General features: G+C 52.5%; 13 protein-coding genes. 1 reads left to right on the forward strand and 12 read right to left on the reverse strand.

Annotated elements, in window-relative coordinates:
• Window positions 1-6: 6 nt before the first annotated feature.
• Window positions 7-984 carry a phosphoserine phosphatase gene (gene serB, locus EPIR_RS14210; protein WP_023656147.1) on the reverse strand — a complete coding sequence of 326 codons (978 nt, stop codon included), beginning with the start codon at window positions 982-984 and terminating at the stop codon, window positions 7-9.
• A gap of 162 nt (window positions 985-1146) precedes the next feature.
• Between serB and EPIR_RS14215 the strand changes: the two genes are divergently transcribed.
• Window positions 1147-1830 carry a YtjB family periplasmic protein gene (locus EPIR_RS14215; protein WP_023656148.1) on the forward strand — a complete coding sequence of 228 codons (684 nt, stop codon included), beginning with the start codon at window positions 1147-1149 and terminating at the stop codon, window positions 1828-1830.
• Window positions 1831-1847: 17 nt separating this feature from the next.
• Here the strand turns inward: EPIR_RS14215 and yjjJ are convergent, their stop codons facing one another.
• From yjjJ to EPIR_RS14265, 11 genes are all read right to left on the reverse strand, one after another.
• Window positions 1848-3176 carry a type II toxin-antitoxin system HipA family toxin YjjJ gene (gene yjjJ / locus EPIR_RS14220; protein WP_023656149.1) on the reverse strand — a complete coding sequence of 443 codons (1329 nt, stop codon included), beginning with the start codon at window positions 3174-3176 and terminating at the stop codon, window positions 1848-1850.
• A gap of 145 nt (window positions 3177-3321) precedes the next feature.
• Entirely contained in the window at window positions 3322-4041 is a 720-nt protein-coding gene (gene deoD / locus EPIR_RS14225) for a purine-nucleoside phosphorylase (protein ID WP_023656150.1), read from the reverse strand.
• Between the two features lie 72 nt (window positions 4042-4113).
• Window positions 4114-5337 (reverse strand): phosphopentomutase, encoded by a 1224-nt coding sequence (deoB, locus tag EPIR_RS14230; protein WP_023656151.1) that lies wholly within the window; start codon window positions 5335-5337, stop codon window positions 4114-4116.
• A 63-nt stretch (window positions 5338-5400) separates the two neighbouring features.
• Window positions 5401-6723: a thymidine phosphorylase gene (gene deoA / locus EPIR_RS14235; RefSeq protein ID WP_023656152.1), complete on the reverse strand. Its 1323-nt coding sequence runs from the start codon at window positions 6721-6723 to the stop codon at window positions 5401-5403.
• Between the two features lie 123 nt (window positions 6724-6846).
• A complete protein-coding gene (deoC, locus tag EPIR_RS14240; protein ID WP_023656154.1) occupies window positions 6847-7626 on the reverse strand; it encodes a deoxyribose-phosphate aldolase in 780 nt (259 codons plus the stop codon).
• A 267-nt stretch (window positions 7627-7893) separates the two neighbouring features.
• Window positions 7894-8670 (reverse strand): TatD family hydrolase, encoded by a 777-nt coding sequence (locus EPIR_RS14245; protein WP_023656156.1) that lies wholly within the window; start codon window positions 8668-8670, stop codon window positions 7894-7896.
• Window positions 8667-9674, reverse strand: coding sequence for a patatin-like phospholipase family protein (locus EPIR_RS14250; RefSeq protein WP_023656157.1), 1008 nt, complete (start codon window positions 9672-9674; stop codon window positions 8667-8669). The genes EPIR_RS14245 and EPIR_RS14250 overlap by 4 nt, the downstream gene beginning before the upstream one ends.
• A gap of 103 nt (window positions 9675-9777) precedes the next feature.
• Entirely contained in the window at window positions 9778-9939 is a 162-nt protein-coding gene (locus EPIR_RS18370) for a DUF1328 domain-containing protein (RefSeq protein ID WP_004159835.1), read from the reverse strand.
• Between the two features lie 122 nt (window positions 9940-10061).
• On the reverse strand, window positions 10062-10676 hold the full coding sequence (gene osmY, locus EPIR_RS14255) for a molecular chaperone OsmY (RefSeq protein WP_048697731.1): 615 nt from the start codon (window positions 10674-10676) through the stop codon (window positions 10062-10064).
• Between the two features lie 275 nt (window positions 10677-10951).
• Window positions 10952-12541, reverse strand: a complete 1590-nt coding sequence (gene prfC / locus EPIR_RS14260) for a peptide chain release factor 3 (RefSeq protein WP_048697734.1) — start codon at window positions 12539-12541, stop codon at window positions 10952-10954.
• A 201-nt stretch (window positions 12542-12742) separates the two neighbouring features.
• Window positions 12743-17566 carry a membrane-targeted effector domain-containing toxin gene (locus EPIR_RS14265; protein ID WP_023656160.1) on the reverse strand — a complete coding sequence of 1608 codons (4824 nt, stop codon included), beginning with the start codon at window positions 17564-17566 and terminating at the stop codon, window positions 12743-12745.
• Window positions 17567-17943: the final 377 nt, after the last annotated feature.

Genomic DNA, 17943 nt, shown 5'->3' on the forward strand with positions numbered 1-17943 from the left:
TTCCCCTTAACGCTCTTCGTGGATCAGGCTACCGCTGAGAATGCAGAACACGCCCATCAGATCCGCATGGCGGATAATAAATTCGCTCTGTTGATTGACCTTCGGCTTGGCATGGTAAGCAATGCCGAGCGCCGAGGCTTTGATCATCGGCAGATCGTTGGCTCCATCGCCAACGGCAACCGTCTGCTGCGGTGAAATAGCAAAACGCGTCGCCAGCTTCCGCAGGGTATCCGCTTTGTATTGTGCATCGACAATATCGCCCAGCACTTCGCCGGTCAGTTTACCGTCGCGGATTTCCAGCTCGTTGGCCACCGCCGCCGACAGTTGCAGCGTATCACGCAGATATTCGGCAAACCAGGTGAAACCACCGGAGGCTATCGCCACATGCCAGCCCAGCGCCTGAAGCTTTTGCACCAGTGAAGTCAGACCCGGCATCAGCGGCAGCTCATCGCGCACCGTTTTCAGGATATTCGCATCGGCACCTTTCAGCGTTGCCACGCGCTGGCGCAGGCTGGCGGCAAAGTCCAGCTCACCGCGCATCGCGCGCTCTGTCACCTCGGCAACCTGCTCACCGCTGCCCGCCAGCTTGGCTATCTCGTCGATACATTCGATCTCAATCGCCGTCGAGTCCATATCCATCACCAGCAACCCTGGCGTTTTCAGGTGCGGGATGCGGCCCAGCGGGGCAACGTCCAGGCCGGCATCATGCGCCAGGCGGGTCGCCAGCGGCGTGAGTGAACCGGCAAGGCGCACCACCTGATAGTCTTCCACCACCCAGGCGCTGACAATCACCATCGCCGCGCCCAGCTGATGCTGGTAGGCGGTAAGGCAGGCTTTGTCGAGTTGACGCCCGTACAGCAGCCAGCCGCTGCGGCCCGCACGGTAGTCAAGCGGCATCACCTCATCGCCGCTTAAAGAAAGAGGTAATCCCGGCCAGAGAGAGACTTCAGCAGGCAGGTCGCACCAGGTCAGACTATTTGGCATTACAGCTCCTGTAAGGACTTTTACCCCCCGTTATGCGCAAAACAGGGAGAGCATTAAAACCTGGCAAGAGGCTACCCTGTAAGCCCGCCTTCTGGCAACATAAAGCTATCCCTGCCCGACTTCAGGCGGCAGGTATTCATCTGGCAATTTTTAAGGGTCGACATGGCAAAAGCCAAAATCAAGTTTCGCCTGCACCGCACGGTCATCGTACTGATCTGCCTTGCGTTACTGGTTGTACTTATGCAGGGCGCATCATGGTTCAGTTTGAGTCACCAGGCGGCGCGTTCCGAACAGGTAGAGGAGCTGGCGCACACGCTGACCCGCCAGGTGGCCTGGAGTCTGACGCCGCTGATGGATAACCCGGATGACAACCAGCAAAAAATCGTCGACACGCTGACCCAGTTGACCCATGAAAGCCGTGTTCTTGATATTTCACTGTATGATGGCACGGGGAATCTGGTGGCGCACAGCGGTGAAAATATCAATGTGCGCGATCGCCTGGCACTCGACGGACAACGCGCCGGCAGCTATTTCAACCATCAGATTGTCCAGCCGCTGGAGAGCAAAGACGGCCCCGGCGGTTTTCTGCGCGTTACGCTCGACACCCATGTGCTGGTCACCGAGGCCAAACAGGTGGATAACACCACCAATATTCTGCGCCTGATGATGCTGCTGGCGCTGGCTATCGGCATTATTCTCACCCGCACGCTGCTGCGCGACCGCCGCACGCGCTGGCAGCAGTCACCGTTCCTGCTCACCGCCAATAACCCGGTGAAAGAAGATGATGAAGAAGACGGTGATACGGCATCCTCCGAAGCGGACGAAGCGGAAAAAAAAGGCGTCTAGCCGCTACAGGGGATGCCTCAGGCCATACGCGCAATCTGCCCGGCCAGCGCGGGCAGCTGCTGCTGCATCTCCGTCGCCAGCTGCCGGAAGCCCGCACTGAAGGCGCTCTCTGCGCTGATTGATTGCCAGTATTGCCCGGCTATTTTCAGCGCAGTTTGCCACTGGTGCTGGCTTACGCCGTCATCAAGCCGCAGCTCTACGGCGCTGTCGCGCATATAACCGGCGCTGTTCGGCGCGAAGCTCATCGGCAGCATGTCGTATGCTGGCGTCAACTGTAAGCCGTCGTCAGTCAGGAAAAATGACAGATTACCGGCGTGCATATCGCCGTTGGCGATCAGACGACCCAACGCCCACTGCAAGATGCCGCGCTGTGCATCACGCTCGCTCAGGCGTTTCTGCGCTACCAGCTGCCGTAACGCCGCAGGCCAGTGGTGCTGATGACCGATAAACTCTGCCTGCACCGCCTCAAGCGAGACCATACTGCGCCGTCCGTTTTCCCCCACGCGGTCAAAGCGCACCACTTCCAGGAACAGCTGATCGCTGGCCGCTATCACCTCCGCTCGTGCTGCGGCGAGGCCATGTTGCTGCATCAGCCGTAACGCCAGCGCCTCAGCGCGCAACAGGTCGCACCAGCGCTGGCTGTTTTCGTTGGCACGCGCCGGGGTAAATTTGACTAACACATGGGCCAGACTGCCGTCGGACAGCTCGGCCAGGCTGGCAAATTTGGGCTGTTCGCCCCCCGCAGAAGAGCCGGGTTGCTCGCCTGCCAGAACCTGGCTGGCCAACTGGGGATAGCAGGTCGCCTTGTCAGACAGCAACACCGCTGCCGGACGCGGCTGTTGCAGCCACTGCTGATAGCTGTGCTGACCAATCAGCCAACTGCCGGTGACATCGGCCCCCCGGCTGCTCAGTGCCAGCAGACAATGATCGTCGTTCCACTGGCGGATATCTTCCGGCAACCCCAGAAGCCGTGCGCATTCGCGCCCCCATGCCCGTCCGAGAAAGCCCTGTGGGCGCATATCGCTCAGATACCAGGGTAATACGGGATAGGAGTGCCAGCTGGCGCTCGCGTCCTGCACCACGCAGCTTCCCGCTGGCCAGATGCTATAAAGTTGCCCGGCTGTATGAGCCTGACCGGTTATATCTATTTGCCATAATGGAAACTGACTGACCTCGCGCAGCGGTCGCAGCAGGGCATAGCGCGTGGCGCGGGCGCGGCCATATTTCAGCACCTGCGGCTGGGTCTTAATCAGACGGGACAGCGTGGCCTGGCTGATGCTGAGCCGCGCCTGGAGGCTGGCGGCATCCAGCGGCCCCTGTAACAGCAGTGTCGTCAGTTCGCTCATGGTGAATAGATTTATGAATAGATTCGTGAATAGATAATTATCACTTAATTGCTTGTGATAAAAGAAAAATAGTTATAATTAAAGATAAAAATGAATAGATACTGAGTAAAGAAGGCTGGCAGAAACCAGCCTCGAGAAGGAGGAATTACGCTTTATCGCCCAGCAGTACCGACTCCAGCGCGATCTCAATCATCTCGCTAAAGGTGGTCTGACGTTCGGCGGCAGTGGTCTGCTCGTGGGTACGGATATGGTCGGACACGGTGCAGATCGCCAGCGCTTTGGCCCCAAACTCTGCCGCAACGCCGTAAATACCGGCCGCTTCCATTTCCACGCCAAGAATGCCGTATTTCTCCATCACGTCGAACATCTGCGGGTCCGGCGTATAGAACAGATCGGCAGAGAAGATGTTGCCGACGCGGGCTTTTACGCCCAGCGCCTGCGCCGCGTCTACCGCGTTGCGTACCATCTCGAAATCCGCAATCGCGGCGAAATCATGGTCTTTGAAACGCATACGGTTCACTTTAGAATCGGTGCAGGCACCCATACCAATCACTACATCGCGCAGCTTTACGTCAGTGCGCACCGCGCCACACGAGCCAACGCGAATGATCTTCTTCACGCCGAATTCAGTGATCAACTCTTTAGCATAGATTGAGCAGGAAGGGATCCCCATGCCGTGTCCCATTACCGAGATTTTGCGGCCTTTATAGGTGCCGGTATAGCCCAACATGCCGCGCACGTTGTTCACTTCCACCGCATCCTGGAGGAAGGTTTCAGCAATATGTTTAGCGCGCAGCGGATCGCCGGGCATCAGCACCACGTCAGCGAAATCACCCATCTCAGCGTTAATATGAGGCGTAGCCATGTTTAATCCTTATATTGTCAGGCCAGGGGCTGCCTGGCCGATTACGAATAGTGTTAAAGCGCACTTTAACCTTTAGAAGAGCGGTTTGCCGTAAGCCATCGGCGACAGGCCAAAATAGTGGGCGACCGTCTGGCCAATATCGGCAAACGTCTCACGATAGCCATAATCACCCGGCTTTACGCCCGGCCCGAAACAAAGCACCGGAATATGCTCACGGGTGTGCTCGGTTCCGTGCCAGCTGGGGTCGCAACCATGATCCGCCGTGAGGATCAGAATGTCCCCCTCTTTCACCTGCGCCATCAGCTCCGGCAGGCGGCGATCGAAAAGCTCCAGTCCTGCGGCATAGCCTGGGATATCGCGGCGGTGCCCCCACGTCGAATCGAAATCGACGAAATTGGTGAACACAATGCTGTTGTCCGGTGCGCTTTGCATTTCTGCCACCGTGGCGTCAAACAGTGCATCCAGGCCGGTGGCCTTCACCTTTTTGGTGATGCCAACATGGGCATAGATATCGGCAATTTTACCCACGGAGATCACCTCGCCGCCCTGCTCATCAACCAGTTTTTTCAACACGGTCGGTGCCGGGGGTTCTACCGCCAGATCGTGGCGGTTGCCGGTGCGCTCGAAGTGGCCCGGTTTATCGCCAACAAATGGACGTGCAATGACGCGACCAATATTGTAACCGCCTTCGGTCAGCGCCTCGCGGGCGATTTCACAGAGTGCATAGAGGCGTTCAAGGCCGAAAGTCTCTTCGTGACAGGCAATCTGGAATACCGAGTCGGCGGAGGTATAAAAGATCGGTTTTCCGCTCTTCATATGCTCTTCACCAAGCTGGTCAAGGATCACCGTACCGGACGAATGGCAGTTACCGAGATAGCCGGGCAGACCGGCTTTTTCCACCAGCAAATCGAGCAGCTCCTGCGGGAAACTGTTCTCGGTATCGCTAAAGTAACCCCAGTCAAACAGCACCGGAACGCCAGCGATTTCCCAATGACCTGACGGCGTGTCCTTGCCGGAGGAGAGTTCGCTGGCATAAGCGTAAGCGCCGATAATCTCAGCCTTTTCATCCAGGCCCGGTGGAAATTTCCCGCTTGAGGCCTCTGCTGCTTTACCTAAACCTAATGCGGTCAGATTGGGCAGATGGAGCGGGCCTTTACGTCCTTTGTCTGCTTCGCCCCTGAAGCAGGCCTCGGCGATATGCCCGAGGGTATCCGAGCCTTTATCGCCGAATTTTTCGGCGTCTTTGCTGGAGCCGATTCCGAAAGAATCCAGCACCATGATAAATGCACGTTTCATCCTGATCTCCTGCGCTATCCGCGCGATGAGCGTTAAAAATTTGCGATCGGAGTAGAATACCGCTTATTGCGAAATTCTGCGATAAATAACTGGCGTTGAGGCTGGCGGTTCCTGTCCAACCACCACGGCGTGCTGCACTGCCTGCGCGGCCTGCAACCAGCTGGATTCGCTGGCGGCGTGGATTATCGCCAGCGGACGCCCGCCGTCAACCTTATCGCCCGGCTGTACCAGATGGCTAAAGCCCACGCTGTAGTCAATGCTGTCGCTGGCGCGGCGACGACCACCACCCATCGCCACTATCGCCATCCCCAGCGCGCGGGTATCCATCGTGCTGACAATGCCGCTGGTTTTGGCATAAACCGCTTTGCTCAGCATAGGGGCGGGCAGATAGCTGTCGATGCGTTCAATAAAGTCCGTCGGGCCTTTCTGCGCGGCGACCATGCGCGCAAACACCTCGGCAGCAGCACCGTTATCCAGCACGGCGCGCAGCTTCGTCTGCGCTTCATCCACGGACTGCGCCAGCCCGCCGGAGAGCAGCATCTCGCTGCATAACGCCATCGTCACTTCCAGCAGGCGCGGATTACGGTGCGCGCCAGTCAGGAACTGCACCGCTTCGCGCACTTCCAGCGCATTACCGGCGCTGGAAGCCAATGGCTGATTCATATCGGTCAACAGCACGGTGGTTTTACAGCCGGCACCGTTTGCGACGCCAAAAATCGCCTGCGCCAGCGCTTCAGATTGTTCAAGGGTGGGCATCAACGCCCCGGAACCCACCTTCACATCCATCACCAGCGCATCCAGCCCTTCGGCCAGCTTTTTACCGAGGATGGAGGCGGCGATCAGCGGAATTGAGTCTACCGTGGCGGTAATATCACGAATGGCATAAAAACGCTTATCTGCCGGGGCCAGCGAGCGGGTTTGTCCGATAATCGCCACCCCAACCTGTTTAATCATCTCGCGGAACCGGTCGTCCGGCGGGAAAATATCAAAACCGGGAATGGCTTCCAGTTTATCCAGCGTGCCGCCGGTATGGCCCAGCCCACGGCCGGAGATCATCGGCACATAGCCGCCACAGGCGGCTACCATCGGGCCGAGCATCAGCGATGTGACATCGCCAACGCCGCCGGTAGAGTGTTTGTCCACCACCGGGCCATTGAGATCCACCTCCTTCCAATCGAGCACCGAACCGGAATCACGCATCGCCATCGTCAGCGCCACGCGCTCTGGTAGCGTCATATCACGAAACCAGATGGCCATCGATAGCGCAGCAATCTGCCCATCGGACACCTGGTTGTCACGCACTCCGTTGATAAAGAAGCGGATCTCTTCTTCACTTAGCGCATGTCCATCCCGTTTTTTGCGAATAATTTCTTGTGGCAGGAACACAATAACTCCCAGGTCAATGCCATCAATGATGCTGCTCCACGGCGGCGTGATGGCTGTCGCCGCTCAGGGGCGTAAAAACACAGCCCAGGGTTGATCATCAGACAGGTTGTGGATGCGCAAGGGTTAATAGCTGCTGTTGCTGGTCACTCCGCTAAAGCCCGCAGCGGTCAACAGGCTGGCGAGCAGGCTGGAAGCACCAAAACGGAAATGACGCGCATCCGCCCAGTCCGGGCCAAGAATGTCATCGGCTAGTTTCAGGTAGAGCGCCGCATCGTCTGCGGTACGCACACCACCGGCAGGCTTGAAGCCGACCTGTTTCTGTACGCCTTTCGCGACGATGGTGCGCATCATGATCTCAGCAACCGCTGGCGTGGCGTTAACGGATACTTTTCCGGTGGAGGTTTTGATGAAATCAGCCCCGGCATCGATGGCTATTTCAGACGCTTTACGGATCAGCGCCTCCTCTTTCAGCTCACCACTTTCAATAATCACTTTTAGCAGCACGTTTGCATCCAGACAGGCCTGCTTACAGGCTTTTACCAGCTCAAAGCCAATAGTTTCGTTACCGGCGATCAGCGCACGGTACGGGAATACCACGTCCACTTCATCCGCCCCGTAAGCAATTGCCGCACGGGTTTCCGCCAGCGCAATGTCGATATCATCATTACCATGTGGGAAATTGGTCACGGTAGCAATACGGATTTCCGGCGTTCCCTGTTCGCGCAGCGTCTTACGCGCCAGCGGGATAAAACGCGGATAGATACAGATGGCGGCAGTGTTACCGGCCGGGGATTTTGCCTGATGACAAAGGGCGATCACTTTCGCATCGGTATCGTCATCATTCAGGGTGGTAAGATCCATCAATTGCAGGGCGCGCAGCGCCTGAGCTTTGACTTTGGACATGCTTATCTCCAGATAAAAGTCGTCGGGCAGGCGTTAACCAGGAGTAGCAGCGCCTGCGATGTGAAAATGATAACATCCTGTGGTGTGTTATTTTATGGAGAAGTTCACGAAAATAATATGGTGTTTGCAACATTATCATCTAAAACAAGGCAAGGATCACATTGTGATGGCTGAATGAGGGCGAAGCGCGCCAGGCCGCTGACGATATGACAATGTTATAATTATCACATAAAATCAGCAAATCAACGGGTTGCCGATCGGCGTCATTCATATACCAAACAGGTTGTACGTATTCTCACGTAGCGTTTCGGCGATGTGTTGCGGGGATTCGTCGCGCAGGGCGCACAGGGCATGCCAGACATCTTTGACCCGCTCGGGGCGGTTAGGCTGGCCCTGAAACCCCTGTAACGGCATATCGGGGGAGTCAGTTTCCAGCAGCAGCGAGGTGAGCGGCAGGCGGGCAATGGTTTGACGGGTTTTGCTGGCGCGTTGATAGCTGATAGTGCCTCCTACGCCAATCGCATAACCGGCGCGAATAAACGCCAGCGCCTGCTGTTCACTCCCGGCGAAGCCGTGCACCACGCCACGTCTGGGCAGATCGCTACGACGCAGCTGCTGCACCAGCTTGTCATGAGTACGGCGCGAATGCAGGATCACCGGCAGAGCGTAATCCCGTGCCAGGCGCAGCTGCGCATCCAGCAACGCCTGCTGACGTTCAAACTGCGGGTTCTCGATATACAGGTCGAGGCCGATTTCGCCAATGGCCACCAGTTTGGGATGTCGTTGCCGCAGCTGCTGCTCCAGCGCGGCCAGGCTCTGTTCATTATGCTCTGCCACCGCCATCGGATGCAGTCCGAGCGCGGCATACACCGCCGCATGTCGTGTTGCCTGCGCCATCACCCCGGCAAAGCGCGGTGCAGAGACGCCAACGGCAATCACCTTCTCAACCCCGGCTTGAGCCGCCCGCGCCAGACTTGCCTCTTCGTCACCCACAAATGGCGGAAAATCAAAGTGGCAGTGCGTATCGACAAAGTGCGGCATCATGCCAGCGACCCCTTCTCAAAGTGAGTGTCATTGGCCACGGGAGCAGACGGCATGACAATATGCCGATGTAACGGGCTGTCATCGTCACTCAACCACTGGCCAAGCGTGGCAAGGAAGTAACGCCCGCAGCGCCTGCCAAGGTGATAATCCTTATTCAAGGAAGAGACACGACTCCCTAGCGCCATGCTGGACAGCGGATGCGGCGGATAAATTTCAATGATACGCAGATTACCCGGCGGGTTATTGATGAAATCCTGGGTCTGATGATAGCTCTCTTCATGCAGCTGCATAATGTTGATCAGCGGCTGCAATGCACCATCGCTCAGCCAGCGTTCCATTCTTTTCAGCCATTGTGGCGTGTAGGTCATCTGCGACGGCACGGTACGGATCACGACGATGGTTTCAGCCCCGCGCCGCGCCGCCTCTCGCACCGGGATGGCATCACTGATACCGCCGTCCAGATAAGCCACGCCTGAAAGATCGACCCCTAACCGATACAGGCCGGGAATGGCGCTGGAAGCCCGGATAAGGTCATGCCAGTTTTCAGCGGTTGGTGCAAAATAGTCCGGGCTGTAATCGTCACTGCGACAGGCGCACATATAAAATTCGCGCCCGGAGGCAAAGAGCTTCTCTGCGGCGTCGATAGCCAGGGGCAGCTCCTGGCGCGTGATATCAATCAGCCAGTCAAGATCGAGCAGGTGCCCGCCGCGCACAAAACGCAAAGGATCAAAGAACAGTTTACTGGTGGTATAGCGGGTGATCACGCGACGGGCATAACCCGGCTGTGCGCAAACGAAGGCTGAAAGATTTTGCGCACCGGCGGAAGTGCCGAGCATTAGATGGAAGGGATTGAAGTGAGCACGCTGGAACTCATCAAGCACGCCAGCAGTAAAGATACCGCGCTGTCCGCCCCCCTCACACACCAGGGCAAGCTTGCCGGGTGCAAAAGGCTGTATAGCCAGTGGCGCAATATTGCCAGGAGTAATCGGAATATGTATGCCCAAGTCAGGTATCCTCTTAGTATCAGCGCGTAAAGAGGATACCCGTAATCATTGACCGCCGTGGGGCGCTTCTTGCTATTCTTAGCAATGCGCTTGAGCGATGTGACTAGAGCTTCTTACGGCCGGTAAACAGGCTGATCAGGAAGATCACGATACCAACCACAAAGACCACTTTAGCTGCCCATGCTGCGGTACCCGCCAGACCACCAAAACCTAACGCCGCAGCAATCAGCGCGATAACCAGGAAAATAATACCCCAACGAAACATAAGCCTCTCCTTACCAGTAGTGAATTCAGACTGTTTTTTATCGTTCGGCACGCCTCAGGCGTGCCGAACGTTTTTCTTTGCGGGACACTCTGATGGCGACTCGTTACGGAGCCGCCAGCCTGTTACGGCTTAACGCTCAGATCGTTTTTAACGCTTTTAACGCCTTCAATAGCTTTAGCAATGCCTTCGGCGCGTTCAGACTGTGCCTGAGTTTTCACCGAACCGGTCAGCTGTACCACGCCGTTGGTGGTTTCCACTTTCACGTGACGTGAAGCAATGGTGCTGTCACCTAACAGTTTAGCTTTAATTTCGCTGGTAGTGGCCGTATCGCCAGCATAACCGCTCACGCTCTGCTTAGTGCTGTCTTTCACATGCAGTTTATCGCTAACCGATTTCACGCCTTCCACTTTCTTGGCGACCGCAACCGCTTTTTCCGCCTGATCCTGGGTGGTCACAAAACCGTTAAGGGTAACAACGCCGCTGTGAGTCTCGACGGAGATATCGGTGCTTTTGATTGCTTCATCGTCAACCAGCGCCGCTTTCACCTTGGCGGTCACGCCGCTATCGTCCATGTAGCCGCCAACTTTTTTCATTGAGCTATCAAGCTTGGCACCGGCACTGTCCGCGCTTGACTGCGCTTTATGGGTCATCGACTCGTCTGCCACAGCAGAACCGCTTACCAGTACAGAACCTACCATTACTGCCATCAGAGTTTTTGCAATGTTAGTCTTCATTATCGATTCGTTCCTTTTGTCTTAGACAACTCACAACGGTGAGCTTTTCAGCCACAAACGACGTGACTGTAGATGTCGGCATGATGCTAGCCGGTGAACGTTGCAGCAACCGCGCCGCATGTTTTGCGTCCTGTGCCAATTAATATAGTTGGTAATCAGGATTTCACCGGGCATAACAGTGGGATTGATGGATAAAACAGCAAAAAGCAGATTCTTTAGGAGGAGTCTGTAAGCGGGCGGGCCAGGAAAGGCCCGCCGCCGTCAGCAAAAAGCGAAGATTAATGCTCGCGGGTTTTGCGGAACACCACTTCAGGGTAACGTTCCTGCGTAATGTTCAGGTTAACCATTGTCGGAGCAATGTAGGTCAGGTTATTGCCGCCGTCTAAGGCCAGGTTGATCTCATTTTTACGCTGGAATTCGTCAAACTTCTTCACGTCATCGCATTCTACCCAGCGGGCGGTAGAGACGTTGATCGCTTCGTAAATCGCTTCGACGTTGTACTCACTTTTCAGGCGGGCTACCACCACATCAAACTGCAACACACCGACTGCACCAACGATCAAATCATTGTTGTGTACCGGGCGGAACACCTGAACCGCGCCCTCTTCCGACAGCTGTACCAGTCCTTTCAGCAGCTGTTTCTGCTTCAGCGGATCGCGCAGACGGATGCGGCGGAACAGTTCCGGCGCGAAGTTCGGAATGCCGGTGAACTTCATATTTTCGCCCTGGGTAAAGGTATCGCCGATCTGGATAGTGCCGTGGTTATGCAGGCCGATAATATCGCCGGGATACGCCTCTTCAACATGTGAACGGTCACCGGCCATAAAGGTCAGGGCATCGGCAATCACCACGTCTTTACCGGTGCGTACCTGGCGCAGCTTCATGCCTTTTTCGTACTTGCCGGATACCACGCGCATAAATGCCACGCGGTCACGGTGTTTTGGGTCCATATTGGCCTGGATCTTAAACACGAAACCGGTGAATTTCTCATCGGTAGCGGTTACGGTGCGCAGATCGGTGTTACGCGGCATCGGAGAAGGCGCCCACTCCACCAGCCCGTCGAGCATATGGTCAACGCCAAAGTTACCCAGCGCCGTACCGAAGAATACCGGGCTTAACTTGCCGTTCAGGAACGCATCACGGTCAAATTCGTGCGAGGCACCCTGCACCAACTCCAGCTCGTCGCGCAGCTGCGCGGCAAGGTCTTCACCGATGGCAGCATCCAGCTCCGGGTTATCCAACCCTTTTACTACACGCACTTCCTGAATGGTGTGGCCTTTACCGGACTGGTACAGGTAGGTTTCATCTTTATAAAGATGGTAAACGCCTTTGAACAGCTTGCCACAGCCAACCGGCCAGGTGATGGGCGCACAGGCGATTTTCAGTTCGCTTTCTACTTCATCCATGACCTCCATCGGGTCACGGATATCTCGATCCAGCTTGTTCATAAAGGTCAGGATCGGCGTGTCGCGCAGGCGGGTGACTTCCATCAGCTTGCGGGTACGATCCTCAACGCCTTTTGCGGCATCAATCACCATCAGACAGCAGTCCACCGCCGTCAGGGTGCGGTAGGTATCTTCAGAGAAGTCTTCGTGTCCAGGGGTATCCAGCAGGTTTACCAGGCTACCGCGATAGGGAAACTGCATCACCGAGGTTGTGATGGAGATGCCACGCTGCTTCTCCATTTCCATCCAGTCAGATTTAGCGTGCTGGCTGGAACCACGGCCTTTTACCGTACCGGCGGTCTGGATCGCCTGTCCGAACAGCAGCACCTTTTCGGTGATGGTGGTTTTACCGGCGTCCGGATGAGAAATGATGGCAAAAGTGCGGCGGCGTGCCACCTCTTGCATAAAAGGTGCATTTGACATGAAGATTCTTCTGGTTTGGCGCTGTGCCACTCCGTCACGCAGCGTGCGTAGCGGGATCCACAGCCGATTGAACGTTAATGGTCGGCATTTTCGCCGATCCCGGCGCCAGACACAATGCGGAACGGCGCTTAATCCGTGGAAAGACGCCGGTACGCGGTATTCATCCTCCTGGAGCATGAGATCGGTTCGGGCAAAGGACAATCAGGCAACCAGCTTCATCCCCCGCTTTTCTTCGATAAAGCTTATCATCGCATCAAGACGCTCAAACCTTTCTCTGGAAACAATATCCCAACGAGGTTCGTTGGTATTCAGGTAAAAATAATTATCCTCCGTCAGGTCTATAGGGAAATGCAAGATATTGGCCTCTCTGTCCATATATGCCAGAAAGTTTTGGTTACCTCTCCTGACAATGATAAACTGACCGGGAGTTTTCAAATGCCTTGTTGCAGGAGGTGTTGTCCTCACCCTTCTCATATTAGTGACCCCCATTTCAAGCAACAGGTCCGCTTGAACAACCCTTGCCCGGTGTGCCCGAAAACAGTGATAAACTTCACCAGGGTCTTTAAATATCCCGCCAACTTCACCAACGCGAAGATCGTTAACCCGGATACTGACTGCCCCGTTTAAATCAGCCAGACCTGGCACATTTTCGAAGGTATTTGTATGGGCACTCCCTACCAATGCAATCCATTTATTCTGATGATGTAACTGATTTTTATTTATCAGTAAGTGGGAGTAATAATTCATTAATGCCACCCTGTCACTGGTTCCGGTTCCTGACGGGATACCGAAATAACTGACAAATGAATCGATAGCCGTGATACGAATTTTTCTTTTCTGTGCCGTTTGAATCAGCGTCATAAAGGTATAAAATCCAAGTAGATCTGTCTCAGCCATAGTATCCATCTCATTGATGAAACCTTTAAGGCTGACTGACATTTTTCCTGTTTGAAAATAACTATCCAAATCGGCCTGATGCATATCTGTTTGCAGATGCTCGATATAAAGCGTCCTCACACCATTTTTATGAAGAACGTCAATATTTTCAATGATAAACTTTTTACTGGCTATGGATGAGTGAAACTCTCCAATAGCGATGCCGTTATTTTTTTCGTAAATCTTTGATAAGAAAATTTTCGGTTTATCCGTTAACGAAATGGTGGGAATATGACATTTATTAAGATAACTCACTCCTTTTTTGAAAAATCTCTTTGCCTCATCTAACATTTCGTCCGTCTGTTTTCTGAAAACACTGACGATAGTTTCTTCTTCTGCTGTCAGATCATTAGAGTAATAATCTCTATCATTCAAGACTTTTTTATCCATCCTCATGCCAGTCGCCCTTATTTCTGCAGGCATAAGAAAATTTCGATGGTCCATAAACGACAACCTTCTCATGGCTGAATGCAGCTCTGCCACTGACTGGCTGGTTCCTGCACATTCCATCATATTCTCTTCAGGCGTATTGAAGTAATACCCACCTCCATCTCTGCTGGCAGTCACCTCAGCAATTCTTTTTTTTATTAGACCGCCAAAAACACCCCCTAAACTTGGGCCAGTAACTGAAAGTATTTCATCCTGATCTTTAGCCCCTTCATTTTTTAAACTGAAAAGAACATTCTCGTATTTTATATAGAGCCTTCCTTCTGAATTCTCATACAGCCCAGGATGAGACTCTGCGGGCTTAATAGATGAAACATCACCCTCAGGAATGCCATAGCGCTTATTTTCTTTAAAGATAGCTTCCAACTTGGGGGACAGATGCACGCAGCGACCGCCAGGCGAACGCAGTGAACGACAGCTTATATACTTCACTTTCAGCTTTTCAGCATGGTTTATCTTATAATAAAGCTTATCGAAACGGGCAATCTCAATATATATATTATTTTCACCAACGACCTTCATTGACCACGGCTGCTTTCCGGGCATAATCTGATAGAATTTTTCATTCACTTTTAATGCATGTTTTTTGTACCTTGTCACCGAATCTATATAGCGATACAACCCTTTGTTATCGAGGGTCAAATGCATTAACATTTTACTATTTAACATCGGTGAATTGATAAGTAGATACTCAAGGTTGTTTTCAGAAGAAAAACTTCCACCAGGATATTCTATAGTAACTTGGTGGAACTGTTCATCATCGCGGTGATAGTATGCTCCGAATGCTTCACCCGTTTCTGGATTAAACTGTGCATATAGATTTTTCCCGTTTACATCAGGGATGCGTTTTAAAGGGAGTCTCAAGTCCGTGCCGGGGATTGAAGCCACTATGGATTCAGTTGGCAGGGGGAGGGGCTGGCTATCAACAGTGCTTACTGGCGCAACCTTACGCGACAAATAACGTGTTTTACTATCGGTCTCCAGCAGCACCTCTATTTTTTTGTTAAAACTCCTGCTTACGGTGGATAAAAGCTCAAAACCAGGATCGATGCTTCTCATCGCTGTTATCCCTAATGTAAGCATATCAGCTGAGTTGGGCAGACTGACATGTTTAAGGGTGTTTTTAACGACTAATGATAACCCGTTTTTGCCTGCGTTCAGAACGCCACTACGAGCCCCATAAGCAAGCTTCATAGCAAAATGTACGCTCAGATCGGTTGCCATCCCTGTTACTGTGCCAACAGGAAGAGCGTCCATTATGCATGAAGATACTGCCTGAACGGGATCGTTATTAACGACTCCTTCAATGCAGTCATAAAAAGGGATGATATGCTTAACAACATCCCAGATCTTGCCGATCTCTGAGCTATCGTTTCCCGCTTCGAAAAGAGCGTGATAGAGCTTTTCCCGATGTGATGTGCTGAGGAAGTGAACAAGCGATTCAATATCACCGGCTCTGGCAGAAATTTTATGGTGGTCAGTGGTAATTGTATAACCAAAATGAATACCCTTGCTGATAACCGTATTCCCTTCTACCTCATAGTCAGTGCCGAGAAGGTCAGAACCAAGAATACCGGAGTGAATATATTTTCGGATATCCCTGTCGACGCGAATAATTGTGTAAAAATTTTTTTCTACGTTGACTCTTTTAAGAGCATAGATCCTCTCCTCTGTCTCATTAGCCAGGGAAAACAGATCCGTTTTATTTAAAACGATAGAGACATCTGTATCTATTACAACATTATAGGCAAACCACACCGCTCCTTGTTTACTCATACTAAAATACACCGGACGCATTATCACACCCGCAGCAGAAAAAAAATTATATTCATCCTCTGGCAGGGCATTAAACGCTGATTGAATGAGAACTCGATCCAATTCAAAATATTTATCAGCGACATTTAACGTTTGTTTAGTAAACTCATCAATCAAACTATCAGGCGCACTTTTGCAGGGCTTTCTCCATCCCAACAAATAGAACTGCCTGGCTCCGGGTAACGCATTTTCACGGCGCTCCTGTTGATTGCGGATGCCATCGGCTATATCAGGCAACGCCACAAGCTCTTCGGTCGGGCATCCTGATAAAATATCATCAGCCAGCGCTCCCTTACTGCGCCATGTATTGACTGCCGTGCGATAATGATTATAGTGCGCTTTAATCACGTTATTTTTACGGTTTGCAATATATTCCAGAATAGCAGAATAACTCAGATCGTGTACATTCAACACATTGGTGATTTTTTGCGGTGAATGCTTCGCCATAAAGAAAATGGAGGGCAATTCAAAATAACCGAGTTGATCAACGCTAATATTTCCATTAATCGCCACACCCCATATCACCTCACCGACTTTGATGGCATCCTCTGGAGCATAATTCCACTGCCCATTCTCTTGCATAAACTTCGCTCCGGCATAAAGAGAAGCAAACTGCTCACCATATAGCACGAAAGATTCATCTAAAACCGTTGCAAATTTTAAAAATGGCATCTCTTCATTCAGCATTTTATTCCACATAATGGCAAAAGCATTAAAATATCCCCTACTGACATCACTCGCCAGTTTTCCAGTGTAGGAATACAATTTTTCAAATGAGAAATATCCGTTAATCTTGCCGGGAGTATAAGTAGAGGGAGACTTACTGAGCGCTATTTTCCTTGCAATAACGTATCCCGGACTGCCGCCCAGTACATTACTAAAAAACCAGTGGCGGACGGCAGACTTTGCCTGCGCATCGGAAATTGGCTCATTCTCTCTTCCTCCATACAGATCGGCGGCTGCCAGTATTTTCCTGGCTAATAGACACATTCTATCCTCTTGCTCGCCGGAGGAATCTGAATCAACATTCAAAAGATAACCTGATGCGACAGCGAGCATCTTTTGTATGTTAATATCACCATCTTGCAAATAATTTTCATTATAAAGATGCCAGATTATTTTGCTGTTTGCCTCTTTGGTCGTATCGGAAATATCAATATGACGCCTTCCCCTTTTGCCAGCGCCAGCGACTCCACCCGCAGGGATGTTTTCTGCCTCCGGCACGACAGTTGAACCGGATTGGCCTGGGTAAGCGTTGCCGCTGGAGGTGGTGTTATAACGCCACAGATGAGTAGCCAGTGACTCCTTCAGTGTCTCGCCACGGGTAAAATACGGACTATCCGAACTGTTGCCGGCGGTCGTGGTGCGGCGACCCTCGCTGAAATCCTCCTTCTGTGCATTGCTGCCAGCCCTTCTGAAATAATACCCCGCCCCAAAGCCTGTTCCAGTCAGCAAAGCCGCGCCCAGGGCTACCCCGACTTTCCCCTTTAGTAATAGCGGCAGAGTTTGATGTCCATCCTGCATACGTCGGGAATGATTGATGGCTTCAGCTTCGCTGCGCAACTTCTCCCCCATGGCGTGAACCGGTTGCAGCTCAATATCTTGTTCGCAGACGCGGTACACACGCCAAGGCGAACGCTCGCGCAGTGAGCGGTAAACCTGCCTGCCGGTATTCAGGACAGGACAAACCAAATACTTGACGGCCGAATTGCTGACAGACTTCAGCAATTCGATTACTGGCGTTGCCTGCACATCAGGGTGACAGGCGTTTCCGTCAGCACAGAACGGGGTTGTCTGAGGGGCAGTGGGTACATTGATATTTGGCACAATAGGCTCTCCAATGATAGGTGGGATGGAATAACACCTGTCAAGGTAACGGAAGTGCTAAATCAATTTCGATCAATTAACATTTATTGTTGTCACAAAACGCTTTTATTTTTTTAGGTGCTGACTTCAGCCACTTGAATCGATGCGGGGTATCATATTTAACTCCCAAAATAACAATACGTTGCTCTTACTACTGTCATAACGACATTCATTTTGGATGTACGATCACAAATCAGTGCGATTATCCGGAACTATAATTTGGTGAATGAAAGAGGCTTTCTCAATAAATTACGCATTGTCACTACACTAAGTTTTCTCTTTGTCATATAACTGTAAGGCGATGACGGGGATCAACCTGCTTTCTGCTACAGCACCTG

This window comes from Erwinia piriflorinigrans CFBP 5888, assembly GCF_001050515.1.
Lineage (GTDB): Bacteria > Pseudomonadota > Gammaproteobacteria > Enterobacterales > Enterobacteriaceae > Erwinia > Erwinia piriflorinigrans.